The organism is Antribacter sp. NEAU-D49 (assembly GCF_057158775.1).
Window position 1 is genome coordinate 29,728 of the sequence record NZ_JBXTSN010000025.1, and the last position, 15,369, is coordinate 45,096.

Annotated in this window: 13 protein-coding genes; 4 read left to right on the forward strand and 9 right to left on the reverse strand. The window is 72.9% G+C overall.

What is annotated here, in order from left to right; all coding sequences use genetic code 11:
* Window positions 1-109 precede the first annotated feature (109 nt).
* Window positions 110-3,358 (forward strand): S8 family serine peptidase, encoded by a 3,249-nt coding sequence (locus AC060K_RS17500; protein WP_483766625.1) that lies wholly within the window; start codon window positions 110-112, stop codon window positions 3,356-3,358.
* A gap of 88 nt (window positions 3,359-3,446) precedes the next feature.
* Here the strand turns inward: AC060K_RS17500 and AC060K_RS17505 are convergent, their stop codons facing one another.
* Entirely contained in the window at window positions 3,447-3,749 is a 303-nt protein-coding gene (locus AC060K_RS17505) for a hypothetical protein (RefSeq protein WP_483766626.1), read from the reverse strand.
* 10 nt (window positions 3,750-3,759) lie between these two features.
* Window positions 3,760-4,866 (reverse strand): C2 family cysteine protease, encoded by a 1,107-nt coding sequence (locus AC060K_RS17510; protein WP_483766627.1) that lies wholly within the window; start codon window positions 4,864-4,866, stop codon window positions 3,760-3,762.
* Between the two features lie 119 nt (window positions 4,867-4,985).
* Between AC060K_RS17510 and AC060K_RS17515 the strand changes: the two genes are divergently transcribed.
* The 3 genes from AC060K_RS17515 to AC060K_RS17525 all read left to right on the forward strand — a co-directional run bounded on the left by AC060K_RS17515 (window position 4,986) and on the right by AC060K_RS17525 (window position 9,015).
* Complete coding sequence (locus AC060K_RS17515; protein ID WP_483766628.1) at window positions 4,986-5,477, forward strand: hypothetical protein; 492 nt, start codon at window positions 4,986-4,988, stop codon at window positions 5,475-5,477.
* A 63-nt stretch (window positions 5,478-5,540) separates the two neighbouring features.
* Window positions 5,541-6,752, forward strand: coding sequence for an MFS transporter (locus tag AC060K_RS17520; protein ID WP_483766629.1), 1,212 nt, complete (start codon window positions 5,541-5,543; stop codon window positions 6,750-6,752).
* Window positions 6,753-6,882: 130 nt separating this feature from the next.
* Window positions 6,883-9,015, forward strand: coding sequence for a S9 family peptidase (locus AC060K_RS17525; protein ID WP_483766668.1), 2,133 nt, complete (start codon window positions 6,883-6,885; stop codon window positions 9,013-9,015).
* Window positions 9,016-9,055: 40 nt separating this feature from the next.
* On the opposite strand, the gene AC060K_RS17530 is transcribed toward AC060K_RS17525, so the two are convergent.
* The 7 genes from AC060K_RS17530 to AC060K_RS17560 form a co-directional block, all read right to left on the reverse strand.
* Window positions 9,056-9,505, reverse strand: a complete 450-nt coding sequence (locus AC060K_RS17530; RefSeq protein WP_483766630.1) for a S26 family signal peptidase — start codon at window positions 9,503-9,505, stop codon at window positions 9,056-9,058.
* Window positions 9,502-11,394, reverse strand: coding sequence for an ABC transporter ATP-binding protein (locus tag AC060K_RS17535; protein WP_483766631.1), 1,893 nt, complete (start codon window positions 11,392-11,394; stop codon window positions 9,502-9,504). Before AC060K_RS17535 ends, AC060K_RS17530 begins: the two co-directional genes overlap by 4 nt.
* Window positions 11,391-11,942 carry a hypothetical protein gene (locus tag AC060K_RS17540; protein ID WP_483766632.1) on the reverse strand — a complete coding sequence of 184 codons (552 nt, stop codon included), beginning with the start codon at window positions 11,940-11,942 and terminating at the stop codon, window positions 11,391-11,393. Before AC060K_RS17540 ends, AC060K_RS17535 begins: the two co-directional genes overlap by 4 nt.
* A 13-nt stretch (window positions 11,943-11,955) precedes the next feature.
* Entirely contained in the window at window positions 11,956-12,528 is a 573-nt protein-coding gene (locus AC060K_RS17545; RefSeq protein ID WP_483766633.1) for a MauE/DoxX family redox-associated membrane protein, read from the reverse strand.
* 78 nt (window positions 12,529-12,606) lie between these two features.
* Entirely contained in the window at window positions 12,607-12,825 is a 219-nt protein-coding gene (locus AC060K_RS17550; protein WP_483766634.1) for a hypothetical protein, read from the reverse strand.
* Window positions 12,826-12,929: 104 nt separating this feature from the next.
* Window positions 12,930-14,159, reverse strand: a complete 1,230-nt coding sequence (locus tag AC060K_RS17555; protein WP_483766635.1) for a glycoside hydrolase family 3 N-terminal domain-containing protein — start codon at window positions 14,157-14,159, stop codon at window positions 12,930-12,932.
* Window positions 14,160-14,197: 38 nt separating this feature from the next.
* A complete protein-coding gene (locus AC060K_RS17560) occupies window positions 14,198-15,325 on the reverse strand; it encodes a threonine aldolase family protein (protein WP_483766636.1) in 1,128 nt (375 codons plus the stop codon).
* Window positions 15,326-15,369 lie beyond the last annotated feature (44 nt).

The window sequence follows — 15,369 nt, forward strand, 5'->3', positions numbered from 1 at the left end:
TCCTGTTGTTGTCGTCACATCAATAGGTCTACCTTCTGTCTCACGTGTGCGACCGAAAACTCCGTTCCGGCCGCGCGCTCATGTCCCACGTGCCTCAGAAGGGCCCCTCATGCGCCTGAGCAGACAATCCCTCATCCGGCTGGCGGCCGCGACGTCCTGCGCCGCCCTCGCCGTCACCAGCCTCGCAGTGTCGGCCACCGCCGCCCCGTCCCCCCGTCCGACGGATCTCACCGACGAGTCCGCCTCGATCGTGTCGCGGACGCAGGGCAGCAAGTCGCCGAGCAGCGCGCTCGCGCGCACGCCGGAGAGCCTGCTGGGCCTCACCAGCAGCGCGAAGATCCCGGTGCTTCTCAAGTTCGACTACGACGCCACGGCCTCGTACACCGGCGACGTCGCCGGTCTGGCAGCGACCAGCCCAAGCGTCAAGGGCGCGAAGCTGTCGAAGGCCGACGCCGACGTCAAGAAGTACGAGGCCCACCTCGCCAAGCGCGAGCGGGAGATCAAGGGCTCGGTGCAGAAGGCCGTCCCGGGCGTCACCTTCTTCGAGAGCTACACCACCGTCTACGGCGGCGTGGCGGCGGAGGTCCCCGGCGACCAGGTGGCAGCGCTGCTGCAGGTACCCGGAGTGGTCGCGGTCCAGGAGAACGGGATGGAGCAGCCGCTCACCGACTCCAGCATCGAGTTCATCAACGCCGACGCCGCCTACGACGTGCTGGGCACCGACGCCCTCGCGGGCGACGGCGTGATCTACGGCAACCTTGACACGGGCGTGTGGCCGGAGCACCCGTCCTTCGCGGACGACGGCCTGCCCGCGTACACGGGCCCGACCATCCCCTGCGAGTTCGGGGACAACCCCCTCACGCCGGAGAACGACCCGTTCGTCTGCAACGACAAGCTCATCGGCGGCTGGCACTTCACCGACGCGTACGACCGCACCGCCACCGGCACGGACGTGGACATGTACGCGGGCACCGCCCGCGACGGCGACGGCCACGGCTCGCACACCGCGTCCACCTCGGCCGGCCAGATCCTGGACGACCCGGAGCCCTTCGGCCCCGAGGTCGCCCGTATCCAGGGCGTGGCACCCGGCGCCAAGATCATCGAGTACAAGGTCTGCGGTCCCGAGGGCTGCACCGACGCCGACACGATGGCTGCCACCCAGCAGGCGATCCTCGACGGCGTCGACGTCATCAACTACTCGATCTCCGGCGGTACCGACCCGCTGAACGACCCGACCGAGCTGGCGTTCCTCGACGCCTACAACGCGGGCATCTTCGTGGCCGCCTCGGCCGGCAACGACGGTCCGGGGGCCGCGACGGCCAACCACCTCTCCCCGTGGGTCACCACGGTGGCGGCGTCCACGCAGCCGCGCACCTTCACGTCGACCTTCACCCTGACGGCCGATGACGGCTCCGTGTTCACCGGTGAGGGCGCCTCCCTCACCGGTGGCGTGGACGCGGCGACCCCCGTGGTCCACGCCTCCGCGTTCGGCGACCCGCTGTGCCAGGAGCCCGCCCCCGCGGAGACGGTCGAGGGCAAGATCGTGGTGTGCGAGCGCGGCGTCAACGCGCGCGTCGCCAAGGGCTACAACGTCCTCCAGGGTGGCGCGGCCGGCATGATCCTCTACAACCCGGCCCTCGCGGACACCGCGCTGGACAACCACTACCTGCCCACGGTCCACGTGGCTGACGGCGCGGCCCTCAAGGCGTGGGTCCTGTCCCACACGGGCATCACCGGCACCTTCACGGCCGGCGAGCAGGACGAGGCCCAGGGTGACGTCATGGCGGCGTTCTCCTCGCGCGGTCCGGCCGGCTCGTTCCTGAAGCCGGACATCACGGCCCCCGGCGTGCAGATCCTCGCCGCTGCAACGCCCACCCCGCAGTCCACCGACGGCGGCCCCGCGGGCAACTACTTCCAGGCGATCGGCGGCACCTCGATGTCGTCCCCGCACATCGCCGGCACGGCCATCCTGGTCAAGTCGGTACACCCGGACTGGACGCCTGGCGAGATCAAGTCGGCGATCATGACGCAGTCCCTCACCGAGGTCCTCAAGGAGGACATGGTGACCCCGGCCGACCCCTTCGACAGGGGTGCAGGCCGGGTCGACGTGGGCGCGTCGCTCGACGCCCCGATCACCATCTCGGACACCGCGCAGAACCTGTTCGCCCTCACGGGCGACCCGCTGCGCACGGTCGACATCAACCTGCCGTCGATCAACGCGCCGGTGGTGCCGGACACGCTGACCACGAAGCGCACGCTGAAGAACATGACCGGCTCCGCGATCACGGTGCGCCCCACGGCCACCGTGCCCGAGGGCTCGTCCATCACGTTCGACGCCGCCGAGTACAAGATTCCCGCCGGGAAGTCCCGCGCGGTCACGATCACCATCTCGACCGCCGCCCCGCTGGGCGTGCAGCAGTTCGGCGAGATCACGTTCGCGACCTCGGCCGGCGAGTCGCACATCCCCGTGGCGTTCATCCACGCCGAGGGCACCGTCACGTCGGAGCAGACCTGCGCCGACACCGAGGTGTCCGTGGGTGACAAGGTGACCTGCACGGTCACCGCGACGAACCTGTCGTACCAGGACCAGAAGGTCTCGGTCGCCACGAAGGGCCTCGGTGCCCTCGGCGGCAGCGCCCGCACGTCCCGGACCCTCGCGGGCGCCCAGCTGGGCGTGCCGTCGATGGTCGCGACGTCGGAGCCTGCCTTCCTCGACCTCGGCGCCTACGGCATCGGGGCCAACCCGATCGGTGACGAGGACTTCCTCACCTGGGCCGTCCCCGCGTACCAGTTCAACGGGCAGACGTACACGCGGATCTCGATCAACTCGAACGGGTACGTCGTCGCCGGCGACGCCGCGTCGACCGACAACAACTGCTGCCAGCTGCCCGCAGGCGCCAGCCCGCTGGCACCGAACAACGTGATCGCACCGTTCTGGACCGACCTGGACGGCACGGACGCACCGGGCATCCGGATCGCGTCGTCGGGCGCCTACCGGATCGTCCAGTGGGAGGTCAACGACTACGGGACCGACCACCTCCGCAAGTTCCAGCTCTGGATCAAGACGGGCGGCACGCAGGAGATCTCGTTCGGTTACTCCGAGCAGCAGACGGCCCCGGCCGGCCAGGCATGGCTGGTCGGCGCGGAGAATGCGGCGGGTGCCGGCGACGTGCAGGCGATCCTGCCGGTCAACGACATCTACATCGAGTCGACGGCGCCGGTCCCCGGTGAGACGCTCACCTTCACCGCGAGGCTCGCGGCCGAGGAGGTGGGCGCCGGCACGGTGCACACCGAGCTGACCGCCGGTCTCGTCCGCGGGACGCGGGTGCTCGACACCGCGGTGACCGTCACCCCGTGAGGTAGCACCACCTAGGTACGCCGACGGCGCCCTCTCCGTGCGGAGAGGGCGCCGTTCGCGCACCTGGCGGGTCGCAGCCGGCCGGGGGTCAGGCCGGCAGGTGGCGCACCCGGACGGCGCTGTGCTCCGTGGGGGTGGTCCCGCCGTCCACCGCGACGAGCTCCAGCTCGCCCTCGCCGAACAGGTCCACGTGGTCGCCCACGACGGCGTCGACCGTCGCCCGGCGGCCGTCGTCGGCGCGGACCAGCAGGCGCGCCGTCGGGACGCCCTCGCGCGGGCCGGCCACCATGACACCCACGCGGGTGGAGCCGAGGCGCAGCTGCGCACTCTGGGCCACCCGCAGCACCCCGGCCGTGCTCGCCGCGTCAGTCACGCGTTCGTCCTGAGCCATCGTCGTCACCTCACTTCGTCGACGAGCCGTAGGTCACGGACCCGAAGCTGTCGTAGAACTCGTCGGCGGTCATCGTGATGGTGCCGGGCTTGGTCTCTCCGTCCGACCCGGTACCTCCCCCGGGACCCCACGGGTTGATGAGGGTGATCGTCTTGCCGTCGTCGGACACGCTCTGGACGGTATAGACGTGGTTGGCCACGACCTCCTTGTCGGACGGCCCGTCGCCGAACCAGCCGCCGCCGTCCTTGGACGACACCACGACCGGCTGCCCTCCGTCCACCTTGTCACCGATCGAGGACAGGCTGGGCGGGCTGAACCACAGGGGCGGGTCGAGCGACTCCGTCTCCGTGTCCTTGCCGGTGATCATCTCGAGCGCCTTGGCGGGGTTGTCGTACTCGATGTCGCCGTACTCGCCGCCCATGTACACGGCGGCGGCCTTCTCGTAGACGGAGATCCACGACGGGCTGCCGTCCGGGGCGCCGGCGGCGTTCTCGAGGACCGTGTCCTCGACGGTGATCTTCACCGGCTTGCCGTCGTCGTAGAACGTCACGGTGTAGGTGCCGGTCTTGGGGTCGTAGACGATGTGCTCCTTGACCCACTCGGGGTCCTGCTGGGCGACGGCGCCGGCCGAGGCGAGGAACCAGCAGTCGGCCAACGAGCCCTGCTCGATCGTCTCGGGGCCTACCGCGGCGTCGTCGAGCGGCACGTCGATCGCGTCCTCGGGCTTGCCGAGGTCGCCCGGGTCGCCCGGCTCCTTGCGCTTGTCCCCCGGCCCTTCCGACGGGTCGCCGCCGGACCCTCGTCCGGGGTCGGGCGAGGCGCCGTTCCCACCCGCGCCCCCGCCGTCGTAGGTGGTGCTCGTGCGCTCCTGGGCGTCGGCGTTCACCGCGGCAGCGCGCCCGGCCTCGGCCAGCGCCGTGACGGCGGCCCGCACGGCCGCCGTGTGCTCGGTACGCCAGGTCTCGAGGAACCGGTCCCGCACGGGGCCTCGCCACGGCGAGCTCGTGACTGCCGTGGCGACCTGCCCCATCGACGACTCGAGGTCGTCACCGTGGCGCGTGATCGCGCGGCCGAGCGCCCGCAGCTGCTCGACGTCCGCGCCGTACATCTCCGACATTTAACCCCTTCCGTGGCTAGCCACACGGTACCCGCCAGGCGTCGCCGTCGGCCATGGGGAGCGCTACCCGGGAACCTGCGCTGTCGCTAGGGTGGCCGCAGCCGACGAACGGAGACCTCGTGCGCACCACCCGCCTCGCCCTGACTGCCGGCGTCGCCGCCGTGTCCGCCCTGGTCAGCGGCTGCTCGGGCCCCGTGGCCTCGACCCCGCTCGCGGACGCCGGGGGCTACTACGAGCAGGTCCTCACCGACGTCCGCGCCGCGGTGGACGACGCGCTGGACTCGGAGCTCGGCTGGGAGCTCGTCAGCGACGCGCAGGTCGCGCCCGGCGAGGACGGCGGGTGCACCTTCTCGACCGCCGGCTACGAGGTCGCGGGCCTCGACGTCACGAGCGCCGACTGGGACCGCGTCGCCGCCGCGGTCGAGCCGGTGCTCGACGAGCACGGCTTCGACGTGGTCACCACGGGGGCCGACGTCGGCGGGTGGCTCGTGGTGACCGCCGAGGACGACGCCGGCGCCGCCTTCCGCCTGGCCGCCAAGGGCCGGGGTGAGCTGGCGATCACCGGGGCCCTGGTGACGACGGGCGAGGGCGAGGCCTGCACGCTGGGCTGACCGGGCCTGCCCGGTTCTGGACACTCCCTAGAATCGATTCGATCGATAGGCGATACTGACCCCATGCCCGCCGCCCCGACCGCTCTCCCGGACAGTGTCGACGCGCCAGCCTCCTCCCCCGCGGACCAGCGGCGTGCGCTCATCGCACTGACCGCGCTGTCGGTCTCGGCCTTCACCTTCGTGACCGCCGAGAACCTTCCCGGCGGTATGCTGACCCTCATCGCCCCCGACCTGGGGCGCACCACGTCCGAGATCGGGCTGCTGGTCACGGCGTACGCCGCGGTGGTCGTCCTCGCGTCGGTGCCGCTCGCGATGGTCACCAGGCGGCTCCCCCGCCGCACCGTGCTCGTCATCACCACCGCGCTGTGCGTGGTGGGCTCGCTGTGGTCGGCGCTGGCCGTCGGCTACTGGGACCAGATGGCCGCCCGGGTCATCACCGCCCTGGGCCAGGCCCTGTTCTGGGCGATCGTGATCCCCGCGGCCGCGGCCATGTTCGCGCCGCAGGTGCGCGGCAGGATGATCGCCCGCCTCACCATCGGCAACTCGCTCGGGCCGGTGCTCGGCGTCCCGTTCGGCACCTGGCTGGGCCAGCAGGCGGGCTGGCGGACGTCGTTCCTGGTGATGTCGGCAGTGAGCCTCGCCGCCTGCGTCGCCGTCGCGGCCTTCATGCCGGCGGCGGGCGGCACCCAGAGCGACACCTCCCGCGGGACGCACCCGAGCATGCGCCGGTTCGTCGTCCTGATGACCGTCACCGCCCTGCTGGTGACCGGCGGCTTCGCCATGATCACCTTCGTCACGCAGTACCTGCTGGAGGTGGGCGGGTTCGCGCCCCAGTACCTGAGCCTGCTGCTCCTGGGGCAGGGGCTGGCGGGGGTCGTCGCCACCTTCGTGGTGGGCCAGGTGCTGGACCGCCACCCATGGTCCACCATCGTGGTGTCGCTCGGCCTCATGGTCGTCGCGTTCGCGGTGCTGCAGCTGCTCGGGGGCGTCCCCCCGCTCGCGGTCGCCGGGCTCGCCCTCTTCGGCTTCGCCTTCAGCGCGATCCCGCCCGCCATCTCGCACCTCAACCTTCAGGTGGCGCCGGGGGCCACGGAGATGGCGTCCGCGGTCTCCAGCTCGGTCTTCAACGTGGGGATCGCGGCCGGGTCGGCCATCGGCGCGGGCGTCGTCGCCACCGTCGGCGTGCAGGGCATTCCGGTGGTGGGGGCACTGTTCGTGGTCCTCGCCGCCGTGGTGCTGGTCGTGGAGCTGCGCACGTCGCGACGCGACGCCTGACCGATCCCATTCGCGGCGCCGGGCACCGTACCCTGGCACGGTGCCCGACGCCGCAGCCCACCAGACCTCGCAGCCCACCGACACGGCGCCCGCCCAGGCGGCTTCCGCCGCACCGCCCTCGGGCCCGCCCGTGGCGGAGCGCAGGCCGGTTCTCCGGTCGCACCACGGCGACGACTTCGCCGACGACTACGAGTGGCTCCGCGCCAAGGAGGACCCCGAGGTCGTGGCGCACCTGGAGGCCGAGAACGCCTGGACACAGGCACAGCTCGCCCACCTCGCGCCGCTGCGGGCGACGATCTTCGAGGAGATCAAGGGCCGCACCCTGGAGACGGACCTCTCCCTGCCGTCCCGCGACGGCGGGTACTGGTACTACGCCCGCACGGTCGAGGGCCGGCAGTACCCGATCCACGCGCGGTACGCCGTGTCCGGGCCGGACGACTGGACCCCTCGCGTCCTGGAGCCGGGCGAGCCGGTGCCGGGCGAGGAGGTCCTGCTGGACCAGAACGCCGAGGCCGAGGGCCACGACTTCTTCTCGCTCGGCTCGCTCGACGTGTCCGACGACGGCACCCGCCTCCTCTACGCCACAGACACCGCGGGCGACGAGCGGTACACCCTCAAGGTCCGCGACCTTGCGACCGGCACGGACCTCGGCGACGAGGTCCGCGGCACCGCCCCGGGTGCACTCTTCACCCCCGACGGCCAGCACGTCTTCTACCTGACCCTCGACGACGCCTGGCGTCCGTACCGGGTCTGGCGGCACCGCGTCGGCACCCCGGCGTCGGACGACGTCGTCGTCTTCGAGGAGCCGGACGAGCGCTACTGGGTGGGCGTCGGCCTCTCCAGGTCCAGGAAGTACCTGCAGATCGAGCTGGGCTCGAAGGTGACGAGCGAGTCCTGGCTGCTGGAGGCCGACAACCCGACCGGCGAGTTCCGGGTGGTGTGGCCCCGCCGCGAGGGCGTGGAGTACTCGGTGGAGCACGCCGTCCTGCCCGGCGGCGCCCCGGTCGCCGGCGACGCCCTGCTGATCCTCCACAACGACGGGGCGGAGAACTTCGAGCTGGTCGCCTCGCCGGTGCCTGCGCCGGGCGAGACGGTGACGCCGGCCCAGGCGTCCGTCGTCGTGCCGCACGACCCGGCCGTCCGCCTGGAGGGCATCAGCGCGAGCGCCCGCTACCTGGTGCTGCACTACCGGCGCGACGCGATCAGCCGCAGCGCCGTGCTGCGGCTCGAGGGGGCCGCCGGGGCCACGCTGGGCGACCGGTGGGCCTTCGACGAGATCACCTTCGGGGAGCCGCTCGAGACGGTGGGCGCCGGGGTGGGCGTGTGGGAGCAGCCCAACCTGCGGGCGGCGGTCACGTCGTTCGTCACACCCGCGGCCGTCTACGACTACGACGTCGCGACCGGTGCCCGCACGCTCCTCAAGCAGCAGCCCGTCCTCGGTGGCTACGACCCGGCCGAGTACGACTCCCGCCGCGAGTGGGCGGTGTCCGACGACGGCACGCGCGTGCCCCTCTCCCTCGTGTGGCGGCGCGACAAGGTGGTCCCCGGCGAGCCCGCCCCGCTGCTGCTCTACGGGTACGGCGCGTACGAGAGCAGCATCGACCCGTACTTCACGGTGCCACGGCTGAGCCTGCTGGACCGCGGCGTCGTCTTCGCCCTGGCGCACGTGCGCGGCGGGGGCGAGCTGGGCCGCCACTGGTACGAGGACGGCAAGCTGCTGCGCAAGCCGAACACGTTCACCGACTTCGTGGCGAGCGCCCGGTACCTCGTCGAGGCGGGGTGGACCACACCGGACCGCATCGTGGCCGACGGCGGCTCCGCGGGCGGCCTGCTCGTCGGCGCCGCGCTGAACCTGGCGCCCGAGGCGTTCGCCGGGGTCATCGCGGACGTCCCGTTCGTGGACCCCCTCACCTCCATGCTGGACCCGACGCTGCCGCTCACGGTGGTGGAGTGGGACGAGTGGGGCAACCCCCTGGAGGACCCCGAGGTCTACGCCGCCATGAAGGCGTACTCCCCGTACGAGAACGTGCCCGACGACGCGTCGCACTACCCGCGCATCCTCGCCACGACGTCGTTCAACGACACGCGCGTGCTCTACGTGGAGCCCGCCAAGTGGGTGGCCCGCCTCCGCGCAGCGGGCGCTCCCGCGCTGCTGAAGATCGAGATGGCGGCAGGGCACGGCGGCGTCTCCGGGCGGTACGCCCGGTGGGAGGAGATCGCGTTCGAGCACGCGTGGACGCTGGACGTGCTCGGGCTGGCATAGCGTTCCGGCGGGCGCGCGGGCGCGCGGGCGCCCGCCGGCGTCACGCCCGGGCGGGCAGGGTCCGCACCACGGTCCCCAGGACCTGGTGCTCGGGGCACGGCCCGTACCGGCGGGAGTCGAGGCTGTCGGGGTGGTCGCCGAGCAGGAACAGGTGGCCTTCCGGCGCCGGGCCGTCCGGCGCGGCCGCGACGCGTTTGATGAACCAGCGTTCGCCGGACGGTGTGCCCGCGACCGGGCGTGCCGACCGCCAGCCGTGGGTGACGTCAGGCCTGCGGACCACCACGACGGCGCCCACGGACGCCGTCGGGCCGCGCCGTCCCGGCCGCCGGACGAGCACCTGGTCGCCCGGCCGGTAGGTGGGCGTCATCGAGGTGCCCTCCACCGTGACCACCACGTAGCGGTGCCGCAGGTACCGCACGGCCCCGACGGCGGCCGCGGAGGCGAGCACCACCACCGCGAGCACCCACAGGCCGATGACCGCGCCCGTCATGCCAGGGCCTCGTCCCCGGTGTAGCCGGCCGCCTGGAGCGTGAAGAGCCGCGCGTACTCGCCGTCCCGGGCCATCAGCTCGTCGTGCGTACCGCGCTCGGCGACCGTCCCGTCCTGCAGCACCACGATCTGGTCGAGGTCCCGGGCCGCACCGAGACGGTGCGAGACCACGACCGTGGCGGCGCCGTTCCGCAGGGTCGCCAGGAGGTCCTGGACGTCACGCTCGGCCTGCGGGTCGAGGCCCGACGTCGGCTCGTCCAGGATCAGCAGGTCCCGCCCGCGCCGCATGAGCGACCGGGCGATGGCGAGCCGCTGCCACTGCCCCCCGGACAAGGTCACGCCGGACGGCGTCTCCCCGCCGGCCGCCTCCTCGTCCTGGTAGTACAGCCGGGACAGCATGGTGTCGTACCCGTGGGGCAGGCCCTCGACCATCGCCCCGGCGCCCGCGGCCTGCGCGGCAGCCCGCACCGCGGCGTCGTCGTGCAGGTGCTCCAGCGCCCCCAGCGCGATGTTCTCGCGTGCCGTGAGCTCGTAGTCCATGAAGTCCTGGAAGACGGCGCTGATGCGGCTCCGCAGCGCCACCACGTCGTGCTCGCGGACGTCGACGCCGTCCCACAGCACGCGCCCGCGCGTGGGTTCGTACATGCGGCACAGGATCTTGACGAGCGTGCTCTTGCCGGCGCCGTTGTAGCCGACCAGCGCGACCGACCCGTCCGCCGGGATCGTGAGCGACACGCCGCGGAGCACCCAGGGGCCGTCGTCCGTGTAGCGGAACCACACGTCCTCGACCCGGATCTCGTGGCGCAGGCCGGTGACGGGCCGCGGGTCCACCGGGGTGTCCAGGTCGACGGGGGTGGCGACGACGTCGTCGTAGTACGTCATCAGGAGCAGCGTCTCGTGGGTCCTGGTGAGGCTCATGACGAGCAGGCCGGCGGCGCTCTGCACGCCGGCGACCGCCGCGATGAAGGCGGAGACGTCGCCGATCGTCAGGTCTCCGCGGGCCGCCGCGGCCACCACCCAGACGAGCCCGCCGCCCGACACGAGGGCACCCAGGAGCGCCAGGGGCGCGTGGGTCAGCACAGTCTTGCGGTCCATGACCTCCTCGGAGGCGTTGATGGCCCGCAGCTCGGTGCGCATCCGGTCCAGCAGGAACGGGCCGGCGCCGAAGAGCCGGACCTCCGCGGCGGCCGACGGGTTGAGCATGAGGTCCTGGTAGAAGGCCTGCCGCCGGGACCGCGGGCTCATGCGCCACTGCACCCCGTGCCGCTCGCGGTTCAGCAGCACCTGGACGAACAGGGCCGGGACCGAGGCGACGACCGTGAGCAGCGCGACGAGCGGGTTGATCGTGACGAGGATGCCCAGCAGCCCGCCGATGGTGAGGACGCCGCGCACCACGCCGAACAGGGAGTGGACGATCTCCTCGGGCACGTCCGACGCCGAGGTCTCCGCCATGCGCAGACGGTCGCGGAACGCCGGGTCCTCGAAGTGCCGCAGGCCCGGCAGCCGGCTGACCGCGCCGTACAGCCGCTCGGTGACGAGCAGCGTGACGCCCCGCTGGATCCGGGTGCCCAGGTAGCGGACCACGTACCGCACCACGGCGTCGGTCAGGGCGACGGCTGCGATCAGCAGGACGATCGTCAGGGGCGACGCCGCCAGCGCCGCCGGGACGCCAGGTGCCTCGGCGCCCGACTGGAGCACGTCGAGGAGCCACTTGGTGCCCAGCGCGATCCCGGCCGGGAGCAGGCCCTCGACGACGGTGAGCACCGTGTAGGACGTGAGCGACCACGGCGTGGCCTGCCAGCACATGCCCACCGCCCGGGCCGCGCGCCCGGCCGACTCGCGCAGCACGGCACCGCGCCCTGCTCGTGCGCTCCCCGCTCGTGCGCTCACGCCGGGGCGAGGACGGTGTCGAGGTCGGAGACCTCCACGCCCGACCGCACGGCCAGGCCCGACCGGTCCGCCAGGACGAAGGCAGGGAACCCGCCGGGCTCGAACGGGCGGCGGAGCTCGTCCGGGCGGTGCACCACGACGGTGAGGTGGCCGTCGATCACCGAGGTGTACTTCTCCGGGCTGCCGGACTCGTCGGTGACGAAGGCGATGACCTGGTCGGGCGTGAACCCCTCACGCTCCACCAGGTCGACGAGCGGCTGCAGCTGCTTGAAGCAGGTGGAGCAGCCGGTGTCGAAGAAGGCGTAGACGGTGCGGTCGCCGTATCTCTCCTCGTTGGTCACCGTCCGGCCGTCCGTGGTCACGGCGGTGAACTCGTTCACGGGCGTGCCGGGCTTGACCTCGTCGAGGTCGGGGAACGACGGGGCCGCGTGCGTGGCGTGACCGGAGGCCTCGACCTGGCGGAGCCGCCGGGCCAGGGCCAGGGTGAGCAGCAGGTTGAAGAGCACCAGGACGCTGAGCAGCACGACGGCGGCGGTGAGGACGGCCACGGGGTCTCCGTTTCTAGCGGTGGGTTCCCGGCGCGCTGCTCGGCGCGAGCGTCCCCGGGCGGAACAGGTCGACGAGGTCGTCGAAGGAGAAGGTCAGGGCTGCGACGACGACGGCGGCCCCGGCGGCCAGGGCTGCTGCTCCCGGCGAGGCCGGGAGCGCGGGACCGGTCGCCACGGCGCCGGCCAGGCCTGCCAGAGCCAGGCCGGTGAGGCCGAGGTTGCGCCAGACGTGGGGCCAGCCGAGCGGTGCGGTCACCCGCCCGAAGCAGGAGCACGGGAGCGCCTCGTCCGACAGCGCGGACCAGAGGGCGAGGAGCGTGAACCCGGCGAACAGGAGCGCGGCAGCGGCAAGGGCGGGCGTCCGGACGGCCGGTCCGAGGAGAAGCAGCAGTCCCACGGCGAGCTCGACGCCGATGTGGAGCAGCGAGGCCAGGCCGGGCGGCAGGCCGCGCAGGGCTGTGGGCGCCCGGCCGACGAGCAGCACCCACGTGTCGCGGTTCGCGTCGCCGCGCACCTTGGAGACGCCCGACGCCAGCAGCACCCCGGCGACGGAGAGCTGCAGGAACAGGGTGACGGTCTCGAGCATGAGGCTCCCAGGGCCGGCGGGCGACGGACGGTCCGGTGGCCCCGCCGGGAGGCGGGCCCACCGGACGGGCTCAGCGGGTCAGCAGTCGCAGCTCAGGCTGCTCCAGGCGTCGCAGCCCGAGCCGCCGCCGGTGCAGTCCCGGCACGTCCGGCGCTGCAGGATGCGGAAGCCGCGGCTGCCGCAGGTGTTGCCGCACCGGTACTGGTAGTAGGTCCCGCAGGGCATGGCCTGCGCCACGACCTGGGGGGCGACCTTCTGGAGGAGACCGTCGGCGAGGCGGGTGAGGGAGGTGATCATCGTGCTCCTTCTCTTGCGCTGTCATGGACTGTGCATCATGAGGAACAGATGAAATGTAGCGAAGGTCACACTCCAGGCAAAGAGGTCGGATTGTTAAATCCTCGCTACAGGCCTGCCTTCGCCGTGAGCACCCGGCGGGCCGACTCGTCGACCCGTGCGGCGAACGCCGGGTCGGACTGGGCCCGCGCGACCAGGGCCTGGGCCATCGCGGGCACCACTGCGGGGTCGGCCGAGGCGAGCACCAGGTCCACGCCCGCGGCCACGGCGAGGACCGCCCGGTCCCCCGGCGCCCAGGCCGCGACCTGGTCCGCGCCGGACAGGTCGTCCGTCATGACCACGCCCTCGAAGCCCAGGTCGTCGCGGAGCAGCGAGACGGCGGCCGGGCTGAAGACCGCCGGCGCGGCCGGGTCGATCTGCGTGTAGACGGCGGACGACATCATCACGTAGCGCGCCCCTGCCTCGATCCCCGCGGCGAAGACCCCGACGGACGGGTCGCCCGGACCGGTCACCGTGTCCGTGACGCCGGCCGTGTCGTCGGTGTTCGCGGTGACCCGGCCCAGCCCGGGGAAGTGCTTGATCACGGGCTCGACGCCCGCAGCGCGCAGCCCGGCCGAGAAGGCGTTCGCGGACGCCGTGACCTGCTCCGGCGCGGTGCCGTAGTTGCGGGCGAAGTACCCGACGGGCGCGTTGGAGCCCTCCGTCCCGGCCGGTACCAGGTCCATCACCGGCGCCAGGTCGAGGTTGATGCCCGCGGCCGCGAGCTCCGCCCCCCACGCCTGCGCCTGCTGTTGCAGCACTGCCGGGTCCAGGGCGGCCTGCTCGGTCGCACGGGGGATCTCCGAGAAGCCCTCCCCGCGGAGGACCTGGACGAGCCCGCCCTCCTGGTCGGTCGCGACCAGCAGGGGTGCCCCGTGCGTGACGCCCGTGGCCACAAGGTCGCGGAAGCTCTGCGTGAGCGCGCCCGTCGCGCCCCGTCCCGCCTGCGTCCGGCCTGCCAGGAACACGTTGCCGACGTGGTGCAGCCGGACCACGTCCCAGCTCACCGGCTGCTGGGCCTGGACGTCCACGCCCACCATGAGCAGCTGCCCGACCTTCTCCTCGAGCGTCCAGCCCGCGAGCGGGTCGGGCGGCGACGGGGTGGGGCTGGAGCTGGGCGTGGGCGACGGGGTCGGCTCCGGGCTCTCGGTCGCGGGGGACGACGGCGACGGCCGGTCCGCGGGGGTCGGCGTCGGCGTGCGGGACGGGCCGCCGCACGCCGCGAGGAGGACGAGCGCGAGGAGGGAGACGGTGAGTACCGCAGGGGCCCGGGGACCGAGGAGCTGGTAACCGGTCATCGGCCCAGTGTCGCAGCCCTCCCCCGCCCCGGCCCGGCCTACAGCGCGGCGGCCAGCGCCGTCACGAAGCCGTCCACCTGCTCCTCCGACGTGTCCCAGGAACACATCCACCGCACCTCGACGCGGTCGGGAGTCTCCCCCGCCGACCAGTCGTAGAAGCGGTACGCCGTCCGCAGCCGGTCGGCGGCGGCGCGGGGCAGCGTCGCGAACACCGCGTTGGCGTCCGTGGGCCGCGTGACCCGGACGACGCCGGCGCCCACGCTCTCGACCCCCGTCCGCAGCCGGGCCGCCATCGCGTTGGCGTGGGCGGCGTTGCGCAGCCACAGCGGGCTTCCCGACGGGCTGTCGCCCAGGCCGTCGTGCAGCCCGTCGCCGTGGGGCGTACCCGGCTCGCCGAGCACGGCCAGCAGCTGCGCCGACACGAACCGGGCCTTCGACGCGAGCTGCATCGTCGCCTTGCGGAGGAACGGCACGGCCTCCGCGGCGCTGCGCGGCGCGCCCGGGGCGGTCGGGCCGTCGTCGGACAGCACCACCACCGCCTCGCCGATCATGCCGCCGATCTTGGCGGCGCCGAGCGAGAGGATGTCCACGCCCACGTCGGTCGTCAGCTCACGCAGGCCGGTGCCGAGCGCCGCTGCGGCGTTGGCCAGCCTCGACCCGTCGAGGTGCACCTTCATGCCGAGCGCGTGCGCGGCGTCGGCGAGCTCCTTGAGGTGGGCCACGGAGTAGACGGTGCCGAGCTCGGTGCTCTGGGTGAGCGACAGAACGACGGGCTGTGCGCGGTGCACGTCGCCGCGGTCGCCGGCCCAGCGGTCGAGGGCGTCCGGTGCGAGACGGCCGTCCACCGAGGGGGACGCCAGGACCTTCAGCCCGCCCACGCGCTCGGGGGCGCCGTTCTCGTCGGTGTTGACGTGCGCCACGTCGCTCGCGACGACGCCGCCCCAGCGGGGCGTGACCGCCATGAGCGAGATGACGTTCGCCCCGGTGCCGTTGACGACGGGAAAGGCGACAGCCCGGTCGCCGAAGACCTCGCGGACGCGCTCGCCCAGGCGCGCCGTGACGGGGTCGTCCCCGTAGGCGACGGCCGGGCCGTCGTTCGCCGCGGCGATCGCGGCGAGGACCTCGGGGTGGACGCTGGCGTAGTTGTCGGAGGCAAAGTGCTGCACCCTCTGATTCTCCCTCGCTGACCGAGGTGCCCGCGCCGGGCGAC